The organism is Chishuiella sp. (genome assembly GCF_032109125.1).
Classification (GTDB): domain Bacteria; phylum Bacteroidota; class Bacteroidia; order Flavobacteriales; family Weeksellaceae; genus Empedobacter.
This window is the reverse complement of the sequence record NZ_DAMCLZ010000003.1, coordinates 194,287-215,537: the sequence shown is the minus strand read 5'-3', so window position 1 is coordinate 215,537 and position 21,251 is coordinate 194,287. Positions and strand designations below refer to the sequence as shown.

Sequence of the window (21,251 nt, the reverse complement as noted above, 5' to 3'; positions counted from 1 at the left end):
TCCAAATTGTATTTTTGCACCCTTGTAACTCATTAAAATGGCTAAAAAAAATAAAAAAGAAGAATTTGCTACAGAGCAATTCGTAGAAAAATTAGATAAAACAGCTTTTAGCGTAGAATACTTTGTTGAAAAATATTCTAAACCTATTGGTATTGGTTTAGGTATTTTAATTGTAGCTGTTTTAGGTTATTTTGCATACTTAAAAATGGTTGTAGAGCCAAAATCTAATGATGCATTCAAAGAAATGGTTCAAGCAGAACGTCTTTTTGATCAAGATTCTATCAACATTGCCCTTAATGGTAGTCCTGGAAGTTTTGAAGGTTTACAACAAATTGTTGATGAATACGGAAACACTGACGCAGGTAACTTAGCAAGATTTAAAGCTGCTAGTGCATATTACAAATTAGGAGATTATGTTTCTTCTATCAAAATGCTAGAAGATTTTGACACAAGTGATAAAGTAATGTTAGCACAGAAATATGGTATGATTGGAAACGCTTTAGTCGCTTCTAATAAATTAGAAGAAGGATTACCATATTACGAAAAAGCTGCTAAAGCTAGTGATGTAGAAACATTACAATCTACTTACTATACAAAAGCTGGTAAAATTGCAATGGAATTAGGTAAAAATGCTGATGCATTAAAATATTTTCAAGCTTTAGAAGATGAATATCCAAATGCTAATAATGGTGAAGTTGCTAAATTTATAGAACGTTTAAAATACGCTTCAGAAACAACAAAATAGTTATTTATTAAAAACATAAAAAAGCCAAACAATATTTGTTTGGCTTTTTTATTGTTTATTACTAAAGTAAAAACACTCAATCATTTTTCGTAAATTTACATTTCAATTATTTAAACAAAATGGCAACAGAAAATAAAAATTTATCACAATATAACAAAGCTGAATTACCTAATGTAGCTGGTTCTAAATTTGCTATTGTAACATCAGAGTGGAATAATCATGTAACATTTAATCTTCGTGATGGTGCTAAAGATACACTAATCGATTTAGGAGCTTCTCCTGAAGATATTTCTTTATATCAGGTACCAGGAAGTTTCGAATTAATTTATGGAGCAGATAAAATTGCTAAAACTCAACCTGATTTAGATGGAATTATAGTTGTTGGATGTGTAATTAGAGGAGCTACTGCTCATTTTGATTATGTTTGCCAAGGTGTTACTCAAGGGATCAAAGATTTAAATATAAAACAAGATATCCCTGTTATATTTTGTGTTCTAACAGATGAAAACGAACAACAGTCTATTGATAGATCTGGAGGTAAACATGGTAACAAAGGTGTAGAAGCTGGAGTGGCTGCTGTTATTATGGCAGATATGAAAAAGAAATTATTCAAAAAATAATAATTAAAGAAAATAAGCTAAGTATTTATAAGTACTTAGCTTATTTCTTTATAAAATGTTTTTCTTTTTTTATGAATAATCGGGTTATAGTTTTTCCATAATTGTTGAACTTTTATATTTTCTTCTAACAGTGGATTTGTTTCCATTGTTTTTATTCCTCTTAAAACAAATTTATGGTAAAGCTCTTCTATAATTAAAGCATTAACACCTTTATTTTGATAATTAGGATGAATACCTATCAAATAAAATTCTACATGCGTATTTACTTTTTGTGCTCGCAATAAATGCCACCAACCAAAAGGTAACAATTTTCCTTTCGCTTTCTGAAATGCTTTAGAAAATGAAGGCATTGTAATTGCAAATGCTATCATATTTCCATTACTATCTTTCACACAAGAAATAAAATCGGGATGAATAAATTTTAAATATTTCTTTTTATAATGCTCAATCTGATATTTTTCTATTGGTACAAAACTTTGCAATTCAGAATAAGTAAGATTGATCAAATCAAACATTTCATCTACATGGGGTAAAAGTTCTTTAAATGATTTAAAATTATATGTCTCTAATTGATAACGATTACGAATCATATCACATAACCTTGTCATTTTTTCCATATTACCAAAACTTTCAACATCTATTGTATATTCCAACCATTCTGCCTTTGGTTGATAACCTAATTGTTGAATGTATCTAGGATAGAATTCTTCATTATAAATACCTATTAAAGTTGCAGTTTTATCAAACCCTTCTGTTAACATCCCTGCTTTATCCATATTAGAAAATCCCATTGGTCCTTCTATATATGACAATTTATATTGTTTACCTATGTTTTCAACAGTTGTTAATAAAGCTTTAAGAATGTTTATATCATCTTTAAAAATTAACCATCCAAAGCGAACCTTGGGTTTATGAAGTTCCTTTACTTCAACTTTGTTAATTATTGAAACAATTCTCCCTACAAGTTCTTCCTCTTTATAAGCCAAGAAGAATTTTACTTCTACTGTTTTAAAAACTGGATTATTTGGATGAAAACTTTTTAATTCATCTTTTTTTATTGGAGGAACCCAATAAGGACTATTTTTATATATGGTAAAAGGTAAATCTATAAAATCTTTCATCTGATCTTTCGATTTTACCTCGACTACATTTATCATTTTAGATAAGAGTATTTGTAAATAGATTATAAATTTAAGAAATTATTTTAAGGAATTATCTTTTCCTCAACCATATTTCCTTTACTATCTAATCCATAAAATAGTATGTACTCTAGTTTAACTGAAAGACCACTAGCCCCTTTTTTTTGCTTCAAAAAAACTCTACTTAATTTTATAGTCTTATGATTTATAATTGTTTCTACGAATGGATTTTGATGAGAATCTAATTTCAATATTAATTTTTGTTCTGGATAAGAAACTAAAGATAATTGAAATTCATTTTTCTTAATATTCTTTATAATTAATCCATAAGCTAACTTTTTTTGTATAGCAGTTAATGGTTTCTTTTCTCCATTTTCTGCATATAAAATTCTGTAAATATCTACAGGATTTTCGTTATCAAGAATTCCTTTATTTAGAAAAACAGCATCATAAACATAGGTGTTTTTATTTTCATTATGCTGAATATAAAATAATTGATTATTAGATTTTGGAGGAATTGGATAATTCTTCTGAGCATTAACAATGCTACTTAAAACTAAAATAAAACAATAAATATAACTTTTCATCTACATGTGATTTTAAATAAATAAGTTACAATAACTTTTTTATTTAAAAGAAAAAAATTACAAGAAGAACTAAACCCATATAAATATTTTCTTTGTCTGAATTTTATCAACTTTATATTTATTCTCAAAATCAAATGGAAATGACAATATAGAAGATAGTATTATATGATTTTTTTTATCAGAAATTTCCATTTTATCTAAAGATGTAATTCCCCCTCTTACTGTTCGTTTTAATAAATAATGCTCTAATTTTGAAGAATTATCACTTAGTTTAATTACTTTTTTAATATTAGAATCTTGCACAATTAAAGTATTATTTATTCTATCATAATAAATATTTCTTCTCAATTCTAATAAGAAGTGGTTTATACCATTAAAAATAGGAATGCAAAACATTACAATTACTAATAGAAATAAACTACCAATTAAATAATTAGAATTTTTGAATAAACGAATACAACCAAAAATTAAAATAAGGTTTAGAAATAAATAAGGTAAAAAACTCATTAAAAAAAGATAATTAATCCTAATTTTTACAATTTCATCATTTTCTTCTTTATATTTATTTTGAGATTGGATAATAAAATACCTCAGTATTACAAAAAATATTAAAAAGAATAAGATTAATGTAAATTCATTTTTTAAATTCATATCACTATTTTTTATTTTTGATATATTCAATAAGAATAGGAAGAAGTGAAAATAAAATTATAACCAATACAGCGACTTCAAAATTATTTTTAATAAAAGAGATTCTTCCTAAAAAATATCCAATAAATGTAATCCCAATTACCCAGATTGTTCCTCCTAAAATATTATACTTAATAAAGGTTTTATAATGCATTTTAGAAATTCCTGCAACGAAAGGAGCTAATGTTCGTACAATTGGTACAAAACGAGCTATAACAATTGTTTTTGAACCATATTTATAAAAGAAATTTTCTGTTTTTTGTATTGCATTATCTTTTATAATTCTTCTTCCAAAAAATTGAATTTTAATTAATTTATTCCCTAAATATTTACCGATTGAATAATTGACAGAATCACCTAAAATTGCTGCTAATAATAAGCAAAGCAAAACTAATGATATATTTAATTGATTTGGAAAACTAGCTGCTAACATACCTGAAGCAAATAACAATGAATCTCCTGGTAAAAAGGGCATAATTACTAATCCTGTTTCAATAAATATTAAAAGAAATAGTATTACATAAAACCAATTCTGATAATCATTTAACATTATTTCTAGATACCGATCTATATGTAATATATAATCTAAGAATTCCATATATTAAAGGTATAAAAAAACTCGACTATTAGTCGAGTTTTATTTTATTTTGATTACTAAATTTTTAGTCTTTTTTACTGAATTTCTCCTTTATTACTTCAAAGACTACAGGTAATATAGAAATAACTATAATAGCCAATACAACTTTAGAGAAATTATGTTGTACCCAAGGTATATTCCCTAAAAAATATCCTATTAAAGAAAGTCCAACAACCCATAAAATTGCGCCTATAATATTATAAGTAATAAAAATTGAGTACCCCATTCTTCCTATTCCTGCAACAAAAGGAGCTAATGTTCGCACAATTGGTACAAAACGAGCTACTACAATTGTTTTTGAACCATATTTTTCATAAAAAGAATGTGTCTTTTCTATTTGCTCCTCTTGTACTATTTGCTTTCCAAATAATTTAATTTTCAAAGCTCTATTTCCTAAACCTCTTCCTATACTATAATTTAGTGTATCACCCAAAATTGCTGCGATTAACAAAACAACAATCATTATTACTATATTAAGATGATTATTTGACTGAGCAGCAACCATTCCTGCTGCAAACAATAAAGAATCTCCTGGTAAAAAAGGCATCACTACAACTCCTGTCTCTACAAAAATGATTAAAAATAAAATTGCATATACCCACAAACCATATTGATTTACAAATTCTGATAAATGTTGATCTATATGCATAATAAAGTCAAAAAGACCCATTAGTACTTCCATAAATTTAGATTAAATTTCTGAAGCATCAAAAGCATTTTCTATATGTTTGATACTCCAAGATTCATTATTTTTTAAAAGTGCTAAAATATCAAATCTAACATCACTATTAAAATTATTTTTCTGAATAAAATCATCTGCTGCAAAAACTAATAATCTTTTTTTCTTAGTATTTACTGCAAATTCAGGTTCTGTAAAATAATTAGATGTTCTACTTTTTACTTCTACAATTATAATTTCATTTTCTTTTTGAGCAATAATATCAATTTCAGCTTTTCGAAAAAAATAATTTTGAGCTAATATTTTATATCCTTTTTGAATTAAATATTGGGTAGCAAAATTTTCTGCTTCTTTTCCAAAATCATAACTACTACTCACAAATTTATTTTTATTTTGTCCCGTAAAGACGATCTCCAGCATCCCCTAAACCAGGAACAATGTATCCATCTTCATTTAATTTTTCATCCATTGCAGCTAAAAAGATAGGAACATCTGGATAAATTTTATGTACAGCTTCAACACCTTCAGGACAACCAACTAAACATGCTAAACGTACTGATTTTGCACCTTTATCTTTTAAAATTTCAATTGCTTTTATTGCTGAACCTCCAGTTGCTAACATAGGATCTACTAAAATAACATCTCTAGATTCTAAATCAGTTGGAAGCTTACATAAATATTCTACAGGTTGTAAAGTATCATGATCACGGTAAAGACCTATATGTCCTACTTTTGCCGTTGGTATCAATTGATGGATCCCTTTTACCATTCCTAAACCAGCACGCAGAATAGGAACAATAGCCATATCACTACCTTTTATCTTATAACCAATTGTTTTAGTAATTGGAGTTTCAACCTCTATTTCTTCTAGTTCTAGATTACGTGTAATTTCATAACACATTAATCCTGAAATTTCATCAACTAACTCTCCAAATTCCTTTGTAGTTGTTTCTTTATCACGCATTTGCGTTATTTTAGCTTTTACTAATGGATGAGTAATGATGGTTAAATTATCTTGTTTCATATCTATTATTCTATAAAATACAAATTTACACTATTTGAAGTTATATTCAATCTGACTTTTGCCCCCATTTTAAGCGCAACATTATGTCCTGTATGTCCTGATGGAAAATTAAATGCTATAGGGATATTTAAATCTTTTGTAAAACTATGTATTACTTCATAAGTCGTTGAATCAAAAGGATGATTATAATTTTCTTTATTCTCATCTTCAGTATCCATATGAGTAAAATTTCCTAAAATTATTCCTTTTACTTGATTTAGAATATTATTCCTTTTTAGATTCATCATCATTCTATCTACTGCATACCAGTTTTCAAACCAATCCTCTAAAAATAATATTTTATTTTGAGGATTATTTATAGCTGATTCACTTCCCAAAAGTGAATAAACAATGGACAAATTACCTCCTACTAATTCTCCTTCTACTTCTCCTAGCTGATTAAAACGATGACTATCTTTTATATGATATTCTATTTTGTTTCCAAACAAAACATCATAAACACTTTGATATGATGAAGGATGATAAATTGTATCTGCTAATTTTTTTGCAGTAACTCCATGTAAAGTTTGAAATCCTAGTCTGTTAAAGTGATTATGAAAAACTGTAATATCTGAGTAACCTATTATCCATTTAGGATTTTTATTAAAATAAGTTAGATTTAAATCATCTATAATTTTAACTGAGCCATATCCTCCTCTCGCGCACCAAATAGCTTTTATTTCTTCATTATCCAATGCCCATTGAAAATCCTCTAATCTCACATTATCAGTCCCTGCATAGCGGTATCCAAAATCAAATTCTGAATAAATATTTTTACCTAAAACTGGAATTAATTTCCATGATTTAATTAATTTAATTGCTTCATCCAGCTCACCTTCTAACATACGTTTTGCTGGAGCTACAATAGCTATTTTATCACCTTCTTTTAAAAAATCGGGTTGAATCATTTTCTTATAGTATTATCTATCCAAATATAAACACAAAAAAAAGACGAACTATAAAAGTTCGTCTTTTTATTATTCTATATGAATATTTTAGAAGTTGTAAGTTACACTTGCATTCCAAGTTCTTCCATTACCCCAGTAATATCCGTAATTATCTTTTCTTGAGATATATTGGCTGTTCATTAAATTATTGATGTTACCTCTAAATCTAAGTGATTGACTATTTGTAAATTTAAATTTGTAAGACATTCCTAAATCTACAGTTGCATATGGTCTAATAGCAACATTTTTATATTGTTCTCCAGCGATATCAGCTTTTGCTGCATCATCTAAGATAACATTTTCATAAACACGAGAATAATAATTAAAGTTTGTATCAAATGACCAGTCACGTGTTACGTTTACTCTAGTTCCCATACCAAAAGTAAATTGAGCTGCATTACCTACATAAGCATTTAAAGTTCCTTTGTTATTTTCAAAACCTGGTAATAATGCTTGAGTATCTGTATCTTGTACTTGGTAATTAAATCCTCCTTTATATTTCCAATCTCCAAATGATGTATATCCTGTTAAAGACCAAGCATGAGTAATTTTTGCATCAAAATCAACTTCTAAACCTTTGTGAACTTCAGATAAATTAGTAGCTATAAAACGTACATTTGCATGATTGATATTATCTCCATCAACAAAATTTTGACCTGTATAAGTCATAGATCTATTATCCCATTGTGTGTAATAAGCATTAATATTAACTTTTAAAGTACGTGTTTTATAACGGTAACCACCTTCAATACTTTGTAATATTTCATTACGAACAGGAATATCATCAACATATTTTACTGTATTACGAACAAAAATATTATTTAAATATGGTTGACGTGAATATTTACCAACATTAACAAAAACACTATTCTCGTTATTAATATTATAAGAAGCTCCAGCTTTTAAATTATACCCTATTTTAGTACGTTCTCCAGAATAAGCTTTTCCGTTTTTATATTTAATACCCTGCTTAGCTGCTGTTTCAGCAGTATAATTCCAGTTATCATATTTTTCATATTCTTGCCAAGACAAAGCTCCTTGGAAAAAGGCAGAAAATCTTTCATTAGAATATTCAGCTTGTCCAAAAATACCTTGATAATTAATACGTTCAGAATTATCAAAGCCAATTCTTTCTGAATGTTTAGCCTTATTAAATAAAGAGCTCCAAGGATTAGAACTAAATGTTTTAGTAACTTCGTATCCTGCAGGTCTATTAACATTTACATTTCTTACATCAGTACGAGCTCTTGCTCCTAATAAATCATTTAGTTGTTGATAATGTTCTCCTGTATAAAAACGAATATCAGTTCCTGCATTAAATGTAAATCCTTTTTTTGTATCATAAGTGAAATTAGATACTGCACCATACCAAAAATGATTATTTACAGAAGAAACTAACGCTGTACCATTTCTATAACCATCGGTAACACCATTTGTCAATGTTTGATTATTGGCATATATATTACCCCAATTAATTTCTCCATTACTAGTATAACCTCCACCAGGAGTATAGCCAATTCCATTTCCTGCATTACCTACACTTCCTCCTGTTCCTGTAGAAGCATATAGAACTGTTGATAAATTCATTTTATCATTTATTTTCCAGTCCCAGTTTAAATTTGCTACAGGTTTATTATAATAATTAGTTCTAGCAGACATTGCTTGTCCGTTATAAAAACCATAATTAGAGTTTCCCTTACGACCTGTAATATCATAACCCGGAGTTAAAATTACATCTGTTGGATTACCATTTTTATCTTTTTGATATTGGGTTGCCATTGGTTTAGAAAAGTTTTGGTCATGTTGCTGTGGAGCACCAAAAATCATAAAATTGAATGTATGATTTTCATTTGGTTTATATCCAACAGAAACAAAGTAAGATTGACCTTTACCTTCTGTACCACGAGCAAAACTTCTATGAGCCGACCAGTTATCAAAAACAAATGAAGCTCCCCATTTACCTTTCATACCTGTATTATAACCAACAGTTTGTTTTTGATAAGAATCATTTCCTGCGAAATAACGAACAAAACCACCTTCTTTTTTATCAGTAGCCTTTGTAATAATATTTACAGTACCACCAATAGAAGAAATTGCTAATTTAGAAGATCCTAAACCTCTTTGTGCATCAATAACATTTGCTATATCAGATACCGATTGCCAGTTAGACCAATAAACACTACCATTGTCCATTCCGTTCATTGGTTGCCCATTTAATAAGAATGCAGTATTTGATTGATCGAATCCTCTCATATATAATTTAGAATCACCAAAACCTGATGCTTGATCTGCAACATATACAGAAGGTGAATTCTTTAATAAATCAGGAAATTCAACGTTACCTACACCTTTGTCAAGAATTTGCTCTCTTGAAATAACTGTAGCTGCAACTGGTGTTTTTCTGTTTTCAGAAACATCAATAACTCCTTTACCAACGATTAATGTTTCTCCTAAAGTAACATCCTCATTCCCTTGTTGAACTTTTGTAGAATCTGTTGGTTCAACAACTTGAGCGAAAGATAATGATGCCGTTAAGGCGAAAGCTCCTGCGAACAAAAGCTTCATTGAGTTTAACCTCATCTTATGAAATAGTTTATATGTTTACATTTGCAAATTTGAGGTGTATTTTTATTATAAACTAACTATCTGACAATTAATTATGTATGTTTATACTTTCTACGTATAAATGGATATTTTACATTAAATGACTTACAATTTTATTATATTCACTCTTTAACACATGTTATGTTATAATTATCATAAAATTTACATTTTATTAACAATGAATTAATTCGATTATTATTCATTATAATGTATAATAATTAGTTATAAATGAATAATTATTCTTAATTTTTAGTTATTTAGAATTGATATAAGTAATAAAATAAAAAAGCAGCCTATAAATATAGACTGCTTTTTTTAATAAATTTAACTTAATTGTATATTATAATGTGATTCTAACAGTAGCATTCCAAGTTCTTCCATAACCGAAAAACACTTGATTATTTACATTAACACCTTTATAAGTTTGTGCACCTTTATAATCTGCTTGATAATTTGTTGAAGCTTCTTGAATATAAATTGTATTAAATACATTATTAACATTAAAACGTAATGATAATTTATTTCTATCAGTTAATTTATAATTCCAAGTAATACCTGCATCCATTAAATTATAAGATGGTAATCTTAAATTTCCTGATCCACTATTTGCTGTATCATTTGTCACAGCACTAGTTCTAGAACCATATAATCTGTCATTATATCTATAATCAGCATCTACAGATATTCCTTTGATTACTTGGTAAACAAAACCTGCTCCAAATTGAGTTTGCGCAGCATCACCTACTCTAAGTCCATCTAATTTTTCTGTTGTTGTTGCTAACAAGTTCTGATTTTCATCATAAGCTCTAGAAATTGTAGAACCTTTATATTTCCAATCACCTAATGAAGCATAACCTTTAAGTTCTAAAGTACGAATTGGTTTATATCCCATTTCTAACTCTAATCCCTTATGTTCTTGTTTTACTCCTTGGTTAACAAAATTAACATAAGTACCAGGAGTAACTGTTGGGTATAAATTATTATTACTATCTGTAATTAACAATGAAGAACCTGTTACACGATTTTCCCAAGTTGTGTAGTAAGCATTAAAGTTTGCCCAGAAGTTTCTAGATTTAAATTTATATCCCAATTCTAAACCTAAGATTCTTTCGTTTTTAGCACTAGTATTTACGTCATTCTTATTGTTCATAAATAAATTATTATGATAAGGTTGACGAGAATAATATCCTGCGTTAGCAAATACTTTATGATTTTCTGCTATTGTAAAACTCAAACCACCTTTTAAATTATATCCCCAATGAGATAATTTTTGTGATTTTTCATTTTCTTTTGTATAATTAAAGTAATCCCAGCGTTGGTTAGTTTGATTAGAAACAGCACCTTGGAAGAATGCCGTGAAATTTTCTTTTGCATATTCAAACTGACCAAACATACCTCCGTAATTTATTCTCTCGCTATAATTATAAGACAATTTATCTGTGGCATTTTTAGCATAATGACTTATAGCATTCCAAGGGTTTGGAGAAAATGTGTTTGTGATATTATAACCATTAGGATATTGAAGATTTTTAGAAACTGTTACATAATCAGCACCCATTAAATTACCTAATTGTTGAAAATGTTCTCCTTTAAATGTTCTTAAATCAAAACCTACATTAAAGTTTAAATTATCAGTAATTTTATGATTTAAATTTGTTACTAAACCATACCATTGATGATTATTCACTGATTGACGAATTGCATAATTAGCATTTCCTCCATTTTGAGATTGTAAATCAAATTGATCTTGAATGTTTTTTAAACCTGTATCTGTATTACGAGTTGCAGAAACAGTTCCTGCTCCAGTCATTGGTCCTGTTCCTCCTCCACGTCCCCATGATGCATAAAGAACAGTTGACAATGATGTATTTTTACCTATTTCCCAATCCCAGTTAAGGTTAGCTACTGGCTTTTGATAGTAATTTCTTCTCTCATTTATTAATTTACCATTTACATAACCAGTATTGTTATTGTATTTACGCCCGTATTTTAATAAATCAGTCAATGTATTTACATTTGATTGGTCATGCCATTGTGGAGCTCCTGTAAATAAGAAGTTTAATGTATGATGTTTAGAAGGTTTATAACCAAAAGAGATAAAATAATTTTGTCCTTCACCTTTTGTACCAATGTTATATCCATTTCCTTGCCAATGCGTCATCATAATAGAAACACCAAATTTATTATTAATCAATCCAGTGTTATAAGAAAAAGTTGACTTAAAGTAATAGTTGTTAGCAATCCCCGCACTAAATTCTCCTCCTTCTTTTTTTTCTGTAGCTTTAGTTACAAAATTATATGTACCTCCTACAGAAGAAATAGCAAGCTTAGAAGATCCTAAACCACGCTGAATTTGTACTGCATTTGCAATATCTGACATTCCAGACCAGTTTGACCAATATACTTTACCATCATCCATACCATTAATTGGTTGCCCATTTAATAAAAAAGCAGTATTTGATTGATCAAAACCTCTAGTAACAACGCGAGATTCCCCAAAACCTCCAGATTGTCCAGCAACGTAAACAGATGGTGTATTAACAAAAGCTTGTGTAATATCACTTGCTCCAGCTACCTTTTGTTGAATTGCTTCTTTAGTTATTGTTGTTGCAGCAATAGGTGTTTTACGGTCATCCGCTAAATCAATAACTCCTTTACCTACAATTAATGTTTCTCCTAAAGATACATTTTCGTCCTCTTGTTGAACAACTTTTGTAGAATCTGTTGGTTCAACAACTTGAGCGAAAGATAATGTTGCCGTTAAGGCAAAAGCTCCTACTAATAAAAGCTTCATTGAGTTTAACCTCATCTTATGAAATAGTTTAAAAAGTTTACACTGTAAATGTGAATACTTTTAACGAAAGCATTATTAAGCCAGTGTTAACAAATTCTGGAGAAAACAACTATTTCTTTTAAATATGAAAAATCCTTAATTTACAATAAAATTATATTTTAAATTTATTTTATAAACATTTAATATAAATTAAATTAAAAAAATATCATAAATAAATAAAAAATAAGATATTTATTCACTTTACATAATTTAACTAAATACTGTAAATGAATAAATATCGAATAATTATTCTTAAATAAGAATTATTTAGAACTATTCTATTTAAAAAAATAAAAAAAATGTGAAAAAGAAGCTACCTATAAAGTAGCTTCTATATTTGATAATGATTGTTTATTAAAAACTATATGCTACACTCGCATTCCAAGTTCTACCTAATCCCCATCCATAACCATTAGTATCTTGTTTGATAATGTATTGATCATTAAATAAGTTTTTAATATTACCTCTGAATCTTAATTTTTGAGATCCAAATTTAACTTGATAACTTGCACCTAAATCTACTTTAGCAAAAGGTCTTAGTGTATTAGGTTCACTTTTAGCAGTTGCTATATTAATGTTTTCATATGTTCTAGCATAATAATTAAAATCTGTATCGAATGATAAAGATTTTGTTACATCAACCTTTGTTCCTAAACCAAAAGTAAACTGTGCCGCATTACCTACGTGATAACCATTAATATCTTTAACTCCTCCTGGTAAAACTTCATTTGTTAAATTATTTATCTCGTAATAAGGAGTTGAGTCATTATATTTCCAATTTCCTATAGAAGTAAAACCTCTCAAAGTCCATTCTCTTGATATTTTTGCATCAAAATCTATTTCAAGACCTTTATGTGTTTGTCCTAGATCTGTAGCATACTGTGTTTTTGTATACAAAACAGCATTAGTAACAGGATCTACAACATTTACATCTCCTAAATCTAAGAATCTATGTGACCATTCTGTATGATAAACATTAATATTAACATTTAACGTTTTTGTTTTATATCTATATCCTGCCTCAAAACCTGTAATTTCTTCATTTCTTACATCAGGAGTCTGTCTATCAACAGTATTATAATAAAATACATTATCTAAGAAAGGTTGACGTGAATAACGACCAACATTAGCAAAAAATGAATGCGCTTCTGCAAATGTATACGCCATACCACCTTTTAAGTTCCATCCGGTTTTATTTATTTTTTCTGAAGCTTTTTCTACACCTCCATAATTCCAACGATCAAATTTTTGATAAAATTGATTTGACAAAGCTGCCTGACCAAAAACAGAAAACCCATTTACACTATATTCTATTTGTCCAAAACCACCTTGATAATTTAATTTTTCACTATAATCACGACTTGTTCTTTGACTAGGATCAGCATATTTAAATAAAGCTTTCCAAGGGTTAGTAGAAAATGTTTCATTAACAACTACATTTTGTCCACTAAAAGCATTTTTCTGAGACCATCCACTTAAACCAAATAAATTATTCATTTGTTGAAAATGACGTCCTTGATAAAAACGAAAATCCGCACCAAAATTAATAGTTAAACCTTTTTTATTATCAAAAGTAAAATTAGAAACTGTTCCGTACCAAAAATGATTATTTACAGAAGATCTAATAGCTCCGTTTGAAACACCAGTCCCACCATTATTTCCAATCCCATCAGGATCAGCTAGATTTCTTTGCTCAATAAGATCAAAGTCTATTAAGCCATTTGTAACAGCTGAACTTGCAGTTCCTACACCAGAAGTTCCTCCTCCTGTTCCCATAGAAGCATAAACAACAGTAGATAAATTCATTTTATCATTTATTGACCAATCCCAGTTTAAATTAGCTACTGGTTTATGGTAATAATTTGTTCTTAAATTTTCCCCCTTACCTTTATAATAACCATAAGTCGTATTATATTTTCTTCCGTAACCATATTGTTCAGCAGCAGCCCATTGTTTATCACTTTTTGTAGAATAATTTTGACCATGCTCTTGAGGAGCTCCAAAAATCATAAAGTTTAAGTTATGACGCTCACTAGGCTTATAACCTACAGATATAAAATACGCTTGACCTTTTCCATTTGTTCCTTGAGCATATTTACGATGAGCTTCCCAATGATTTAATAACATAGAGAATCCCCACTTACCTTTCAATCCAGTGTCATAAGACACTGTTCCTCCAAAATAACTATCATTACCCGCAACAAAACGAGCAAAACCACCTTGTTTTCTTTCTGTAGCCTTTGTAATTATATTTACTGTTCCTCCAACTGAAGAAATTGCTAATTTAGAAGATCCTAGTCCTCTCTGAATCTGAACAGCATTAGCAACCTCAGTCATTGCTGACCAATTCGACCAATAGATATTTCCATCTTCCATTCCATTAATTGGCTGTCCATTTAATAAAAATGCTGTATTTTGTTCAGTAAATCCTCTTAAATACATATGAGAATCACCAAATCCAGAAGTTTGATCAGATACATAAACTGAAGGAGTATTAGCCATTATTTCAGGAAATTCAACATTTCCAACACCTTTATCTTGAATTTCTTGTTTTGAAATTGTAGATACAGCAACTGGAGTTTTACGATTTTCTTCAACATCGATTACTCCTTTACCAACAATTAATGTTTCTCCTAAAGATACATCTTCGTTATTCTGTTGAACTTTAGTAGAGTCTGTTGGTTCAACAACTTGTGCGTAAGTAAATGATGCCATTAAGGCAAAAGCTCCTACAAATAAAAGCTTCATTGAGTTTAACCTCATCTTGTTAAATAGTTTAAAAAGTTTACTTTGCAAATATGTAGAGACAAAATGAGATACAAGTTAACTTAATGTTAATAAATTTATATTTTTTAACTTTTTTTTATATTTAATAAAAAATTAACATTAAAAATAAATAGTACATAATTTAAACATAACTTTTTTAAATATAATTACTTAAATTAAAATACAAATTTTATTATATAAATTAATAAAATAAAATTAACATAAAATATGCTAATAAAAATACAATTCAATATTATAAAATAGTAAATTATTATTTTATCAATAAAATTGTTAAAAAAAAAATCCTAACATAAAAATGTTAGGATTAAGAATTATTCATTAATAAATAAAGTTATATTTCTTATATAATATTAAAGCATTTTAGAAATTGCTTTTAAGCTCAAATCAAAGTTTTTAGCAGAATGAATTATTGCTCCTGATGAAATAAAATCAACACCTGTTTCTGCAATTGATTTTACAGATTCCTTCGTAATTCCTCCAGAAGCTTCAGTTTTAACTCTACCATCAATAAGTTTTACTGCTTGTTTTAAATCATTTAATTCAAAATTATCAAGCATAATAAAATCAACGCTAGCTTTAAGAGCTTCTTCAACCTCTTTTAAATTTCTTGTCTCTACTTCTATTTTTAAATGTAAATGATGATTTGACAAATATTCTTTTGTTTGTTGAACAGCCTTAGTAATATTACCACAAAAATCTATATGGTTATCTTTTAACATAATCATATCATACAATCCAAATCTATGATTTTCTGCTCCACCTATTTTTACTGCCCACTTCTCAATCATCCTGAAATTTGGTGTTGTTTTACGAGTATCTAAAATCTTTGCATTAGTTCCCTTCACTAAATCCATCATTTCATTAGCATAAGTTGCTATACCAGACATTCTCTGCATACAGTTTAAAACCAATCTCTCACATGTTAAAATTGACTGTGAAGAACCTTTAACTTTAAATACTACATCTCCAAAAACAACACTATCTCCATCTTTTTTATATTGATCTATTTGTAATGACGGATCGAAAGTGTCAAAAATAATTTTAGCCAATTCTACACCTGCTATAATTCCATTATCTTTTACTTTTAATTCTGCCTCTTGAATAGAATCGTAAGGAACACAAGCTAACGTAGAATGATCTCCATCTCCTACATCTTCTAAAAAAGCTTGGCGAATAAAAAGTTGTAATTTTTCTGTTGTTATATATGGATCGTAACTCATTATCTATATGTTAGTTTTGCAAATTTTGATTGATTAAATTCTTTTTTAGTTTTATACTCATAATATTCAGCCCAACTACCATTTTCTTCACGAAAAACAATAATTAAAACTTCTACATTAGGATCATTTTCAAAAAAATTCTTTATTTGAATTTTATATTCTTTCCCGTCAATAAGTCCTTTTGTAACATCAATTAAACCCGTTTTAAAACCACTTTCAAAAGCTTCAGTATAAGGATCAACACTAGCTATTTCGAATAGATTAGAAAATTTACCTAAATAATATTCTCTATCTCCATTATTTCCATATGTTTTTAAATTAAAATCTTTATCTATTCTAACTTCTATATTCTCCTCATTTGTTTTTATTGTAAACAAAACACGCTCAAAAACTGGAAATTTTTCAAAATCATTATCCTTGTTATCAGACTCATAACGAAGAGGAAGACTCATAACAACGTCAACTGGATTATTATTCTCATCCTTACCTGGTTGAATTGTTAGTTTAGCTTTATCCATTTTACTTTGTAAAAGAATTAAACTAGACATTGCTACACTATTGAATATAGGATTATCTCCTTCAGCATATAAGTCACTGAATTTACCTTCTTTATTTATTGTAAATTTTAATTTTGATTTAGCACTTTGTACCTGTAAATAATCAGCAATATTAGAAAAATAAGTTACTTGATTTTGTATATCATGACTTAAATTAGCATTCATACAAGCAACCAAAGACCTATTCTCTGTATTTTCCTCACAACCAAAATATATCGGCATTTTTTTTGTAATAGACTTTGTTTGAGCAAAACAAAACCCGCTTATAAATAGTGTTAATAGTAAAAAAAAATTTTTCATTTATTGAATATCTTTATTATAAAAAGTACCTTTATTTTCTTTCTGACTAACACTTTGATTAATGATTAATTGAGCAACTTCTACCAAATTTCTCAACTCTAATAATTTTGTAGAAATAACAGAAAAATTATAAATTTCTTTTACCATTTTCTCTATTTCAATTATTCTTTGTTGAGCTATCTTTAGTCGGCTATCACTTCGTACGATACCGACCAATTCACTCATCATTGCTTGTAGCTGTTTACGAAGATAAGAAATCAAAACTAACTCTTCTTGAATTTTCATTCCTTCAGAATTCCATTCTGGAAAAATAAATTTATATATTGAAAAATTATTTTTATTTAACTTTGATAATGTCTTTTCTGCAGCTCTATGACCAAAAACCATAGCTTCTAATAATGAATTTGAAGCTAAACGATTCGCTCCATGTAAACCAGTATTCGTGCATTCTCCTACAGCAAAAAGATTTTTAATTGAGGTTTTTCCATTCAAATTAACATCAATTCCACCGCATAAATAATGCGAAGCTGGAACAACTGGAACCAACTCTGTAAACATATCATACCCTTCACTTTTACATTTATCGTAAATATTTGGAAAATGTTCTAAAAATTTTTTCTTGTCTAAATGTCGGCAATCAATATATACATAATCATCTCCTTTTAATTTCATTTCATTATCTATTGCTCTTGCTACAATATCTCGAGAAGCTAATTCTTCTCTAGAATCATATTTGTGCATAAATAATTCTCCATCTTTTGTTCTCAATTTAGCTCCAAAACCACGAACAGCTTCGGAAATTAAAAACAATTGACCATCAAATTCACTATAAAATGCTGTAGGATGAAACTGAATAAATTGCATTCCAGAGACAGATGCTTTTGCTCGATTAGCTAAACCTATACCATCACCTGTTGCAATAATAGGATTTGTTGTGTTTTTATACACATGACCAACTCCTCCTGTTGCCAACAATGTGATTTTAGACAAATGGCGTTCTACTTTTTGAGATTTTAAATCAAGAATATAAGCGCCATAAGATGTTATTTTATCTGAATGATGTTTTTTACCAAGATGATGTTCTGTTATTAAATCAACAACAAAATGATGAGTTAAAATATTTATATTGGGATGATTTTTAATCGCCTCTAATAATGCTCTTTCTATTTCCCAACCTGTAATATCTTTGTGATGTACTATTCTATTTTCGGTATGTCCACCTTCGCGTCCGAGATCATAAATACCTTCATGATTTTTATCAAAACGTACTCCCCATTCTATAATTTCAGCAATTCGTTCTGGTGCTTCTTTTACAACAACTTCAACAGCGTCTAAACTACATAAACCATCACCTGCTCTTAATGTGTCATCTATATGTTTTTTGAAACTATCTTTTTCGAAATCACTAACAACTGCAACTCCTCCTTGTGCATATTTTGTATTTGTTTCTTCTTCATTTGCCTTAGTTACAATTGTAATTTTTGCTTCTGGATTCTTAGAAGCAACTTTTAAAGCATAAGAAAGTCCTGCAATTCCAGAACCAATAACTAAAACATCTTGAAGCTGCATTATTTAATTTTTTCAGACAAATCCAACATTCTATTAATAGCAGCCAGTGCTTTTATACGTAAATCTTCCTCTATCTGAATTTCTGGTAATTCATATTTCATACATAGATATAACTTTTCTAACGTAGATAATTTCATATAAAAACATTCAGAACAATTACAAGATTCATCTTGAACCAAAGCTGGAATTAATTTTTTATTTGGAGCAAGCTTTGCCATTTCATGTAAAATCCCTTCTTCAGTAGCTACAATAAATTCTTCTGCATCATCTTCTACAACGTAATCCAACAAACGAGATGTTGAGCCTATAAAATGAGCAAATTTTAATAAATCTTCTTGTGCTTCTGGATGAGCAATTAATTTTGCTTTTGGATGATCTGCGATTTGCTGAGCAATTCTCTCTAAAGAAAATGCTTCATGCACAATACATGCTCCATCCCACAGAATCATGTTTCTATTACAAACCTGATTTAAATATCTACCTAAATTACGATCTGGTGCAAAAATAATTTCTTGTTCTTGTGGTAAAGAATTAATAATTGCCTCAGCGTTTGATGAAGTTACAATAATATCTGATTCGGCTTTTACACCTGCATCACAATTTATATAACTTACTACAATTGCATTTGGATATTGTTCTCGTAAACCTTTTAAACCTTCAGCTGAACAAGAATCAGCTAAAGAACAACCTGCTTTTGTATCTGGTAAAACAACTTTTTTGGTTGGATTAAGAATTTTTGCGGATTCAGCCATAAAGTGAACTCCACAAAAAACAATCATATCTGCATCTGTTTTTGCTGCTGCGCGTGCTAATTGTAATGAATCACCTAAATAATCAGCAAGATCTTGAATTTCTCCAGATTGATAATAATGTGCTAAAATAACAGCATTTTTTTCTTCTTTTAATTTCTTTATCTCTGCAATTAAATCAATTCCTTCAGGAATTTTTACATCTAAATAACCTTTATCACTAAGCTTTGTTACGGCCTGTTCTAATGCTTCCATTTATTTCTTTTTGTCTCTTTGTGTTTTATTTTATACCCAATTTCTTTTTCAAATCTTTTGATAAGGCATCTTTATGAACTGTAAAAGCAATTGATTTCATTCTAAAATATGGTTTAGACATAAAAATATGTCCATTATTTCCTAGGTTATCAGTTCCCCAAGAGTTTTTTACATCATAATATTGATTTCCTAATTGATCTTTAAGAATTCCTGTAATATGCATTAAGTGATCATCTTCGGTTGAATAATTTTCGAATGCAGCTTGACGCTCATCAGCAGAAACCCATTTCTCAGGTACTATTTGCACAAAATAATCAGACTCTTTTCCTTCTTCTGGCCAAATAGCCATACCATATTTGCTCGAAAAAGTTTTTTCAGAAACATCAGTATCAAATGCAGCTGTATATCCTCTATACAAAGCATCATCCAATGTTTTCATATATTCATCTAAAGGTAAATTATAATAATTACCATTCGAAAAATTATCTGGAACTTGTAAAATAAACTGAGAATAATATGGAGCTTGCTCAAAAGATGTTATTGTTACATAATCATCTGGATTAATCTTTAATGCTTTTGCAAATTCTTGTGGAGTATATTGTTTTCCTTCGTATGTAAATTTAGTAGGAGGAACACCTAATTTATTATCAAGCTTTTTATTAAAATTTGTTTTCCAATCTTTTGTTAAATATTGTTTTGGATTTTTTACAATAGAATCTAAATCCGTTTTTAATTCTTTAACTAATAATTGATGATCATATTTTGTATCAACTCCATTCAGACCTGAATATACTTCAACAGGAACTAAACCATTTAATCGTACTGAATTTAAGACATCATGAGACAAACCTCCTTCACTAAACTGAGCTTTACCTTGACGATAAACATAATTATATGCTTTTACAGGATATGTATAACGAACATTGTACATTTCTGATAAATCTACATCTTTACCTGTTAATCTTTTTACTTCAGACTCCAAAAAAGATGTTGTAGAGAAAGACCAACATGTACCTGTTCTTCCTTGGCTAATAATAGGCAATGCTGAATTATTAACTAGTTCTTGAAATTTGAACGGACTTTCTTGTGCAGAAGACAAAATACTGATTAATGCAAAACCAGCTAAAATATATTTTTTCATTGATGATAAACTTTATTGTTTCAAAAGTAAAATATATTTATGAAGTTTCTCATTTTAATTATTAAAATAATAGACAATAAAATTAATATTTTTTCATTTTAAAGGTATTTTATGAATTAATATTGTATT

General features: G+C 28.5%; 18 protein-coding genes. 2 read left to right on the top strand and 16 right to left on the bottom strand.

The window, feature by feature from the left end; all coding sequences use genetic code 11:
- The first annotated feature begins 37 nt into the window (after positions 1-37).
- Both RT575_RS05555 and ribH read left to right on the top strand, forming a co-directional pair.
- Positions 38-745 (top strand): tetratricopeptide repeat protein, encoded by a 708-nt coding sequence (locus tag RT575_RS05555; protein WP_313384910.1) that lies wholly within the window; start codon positions 38-40, stop codon positions 743-745.
- Between the two features lie 119 nt (positions 746-864).
- A complete protein-coding gene (gene ribH / locus RT575_RS05550; protein ID WP_313384907.1) occupies positions 865-1,365 on the top strand; it encodes a 6,7-dimethyl-8-ribityllumazine synthase in 501 nt (166 codons plus the stop codon).
- A 35-nt stretch (positions 1,366-1,400) separates the two neighbouring features.
- Here the strand turns inward: ribH and RT575_RS05545 are convergent, their stop codons facing one another.
- The 16 genes from RT575_RS05545 to RT575_RS05470 all read right to left on the bottom strand — a co-directional run bounded on the left by RT575_RS05545 (position 1,401) and on the right by RT575_RS05470 (position 21,122).
- Positions 1,401-2,522, bottom strand: coding sequence for a GTP cyclohydrolase (locus tag RT575_RS05545; protein WP_313384905.1), 1,122 nt, complete (start codon positions 2,520-2,522; stop codon positions 1,401-1,403).
- Positions 2,523-2,569: 47 nt separating this feature from the next.
- Entirely contained in the window at positions 2,570-3,091 is a 522-nt protein-coding gene (locus tag RT575_RS05540) for a DUF4833 domain-containing protein (protein WP_313579428.1), read from the bottom strand.
- 69 nt (positions 3,092-3,160) lie between these two features.
- The gene (locus RT575_RS05535) at positions 3,161-3,742 is read right to left on the bottom strand and encodes a hypothetical protein (RefSeq protein ID WP_313579426.1); all 582 of its coding nucleotides are present in this window, start codon (positions 3,740-3,742) and stop codon (positions 3,161-3,163) included.
- Positions 3,743-3,746: 4 nt separating this feature from the next.
- Complete coding sequence (locus tag RT575_RS05530) at positions 3,747-4,379, bottom strand: VTT domain-containing protein (RefSeq protein ID WP_313579424.1); 633 nt, start codon at positions 4,377-4,379, stop codon at positions 3,747-3,749.
- Between the two features lie 64 nt (positions 4,380-4,443).
- Positions 4,444-5,100 carry a DedA family protein gene (locus tag RT575_RS05525; RefSeq protein ID WP_313384897.1) on the bottom strand — a complete coding sequence of 219 codons (657 nt, stop codon included), beginning with the start codon at positions 5,098-5,100 and terminating at the stop codon, positions 4,444-4,446.
- 9 nt (positions 5,101-5,109) lie between these two features.
- Positions 5,110-5,475: a YraN family protein gene (locus tag RT575_RS05520; RefSeq protein ID WP_313579422.1), complete on the bottom strand. Its 366-nt coding sequence runs from the start codon at positions 5,473-5,475 to the stop codon at positions 5,110-5,112.
- A gap of 10 nt (positions 5,476-5,485) precedes the next feature.
- Positions 5,486-6,121 carry a uracil phosphoribosyltransferase gene (gene upp / locus RT575_RS05515; RefSeq protein ID WP_313579420.1) on the bottom strand — a complete coding sequence of 212 codons (636 nt, stop codon included), beginning with the start codon at positions 6,119-6,121 and terminating at the stop codon, positions 5,486-5,488.
- A 5-nt stretch (positions 6,122-6,126) separates the two neighbouring features.
- Positions 6,127-7,068 carry an LD-carboxypeptidase gene (locus tag RT575_RS05510; RefSeq protein WP_313579418.1) on the bottom strand — a complete coding sequence of 314 codons (942 nt, stop codon included), beginning with the start codon at positions 7,066-7,068 and terminating at the stop codon, positions 6,127-6,129.
- Positions 7,069-7,155: 87 nt separating this feature from the next.
- Positions 7,156-9,672 (bottom strand): TonB-dependent receptor domain-containing protein, encoded by a 2,517-nt coding sequence (locus RT575_RS05505; protein ID WP_313579416.1) that lies wholly within the window; start codon positions 9,670-9,672, stop codon positions 7,156-7,158.
- A gap of 379 nt (positions 9,673-10,051) precedes the next feature.
- Positions 10,052-12,505 (bottom strand): TonB-dependent receptor domain-containing protein, encoded by a 2,454-nt coding sequence (locus tag RT575_RS05500; protein ID WP_313579414.1) that lies wholly within the window; start codon positions 12,503-12,505, stop codon positions 10,052-10,054.
- Positions 12,506-12,898: 393 nt separating this feature from the next.
- On the bottom strand, positions 12,899-15,307 hold the full coding sequence (locus tag RT575_RS05495; RefSeq protein WP_313384887.1) for a TonB-dependent receptor domain-containing protein: 2,409 nt from the start codon (positions 15,305-15,307) through the stop codon (positions 12,899-12,901).
- Positions 15,308-15,681: 374 nt separating this feature from the next.
- Positions 15,682-16,551 (bottom strand): carboxylating nicotinate-nucleotide diphosphorylase, encoded by an 870-nt coding sequence (gene nadC / locus RT575_RS05490; protein WP_313384885.1) that lies wholly within the window; start codon positions 16,549-16,551, stop codon positions 15,682-15,684.
- A complete protein-coding gene (locus RT575_RS05485; protein ID WP_313579411.1) occupies positions 16,551-17,330 on the bottom strand; it encodes a hypothetical protein in 780 nt (259 codons plus the stop codon). The genes nadC and RT575_RS05485 overlap by 1 nt, the downstream gene beginning before the upstream one ends.
- A 78-nt stretch (positions 17,331-17,408) precedes the next feature.
- Positions 17,409-18,977 (bottom strand): L-aspartate oxidase, encoded by a 1,569-nt coding sequence (gene nadB, locus RT575_RS05480; protein WP_313579409.1) that lies wholly within the window; start codon positions 18,975-18,977, stop codon positions 17,409-17,411.
- The gene (nadA, locus tag RT575_RS05475; RefSeq protein ID WP_313579407.1) at positions 18,977-19,981 is read right to left on the bottom strand and encodes a quinolinate synthase NadA; all 1,005 of its coding nucleotides are present in this window, start codon (positions 19,979-19,981) and stop codon (positions 18,977-18,979) included. Before nadA ends, nadB begins: the two co-directional genes overlap by 1 nt.
- Before the next feature lie 25 nt (positions 19,982-20,006).
- Positions 20,007-21,122, bottom strand: coding sequence for a C1 family peptidase (locus RT575_RS05470; protein ID WP_313384879.1), 1,116 nt, complete (start codon positions 21,120-21,122; stop codon positions 20,007-20,009).
- Between the last annotated feature and the right edge of the window lie 129 nt (positions 21,123-21,251).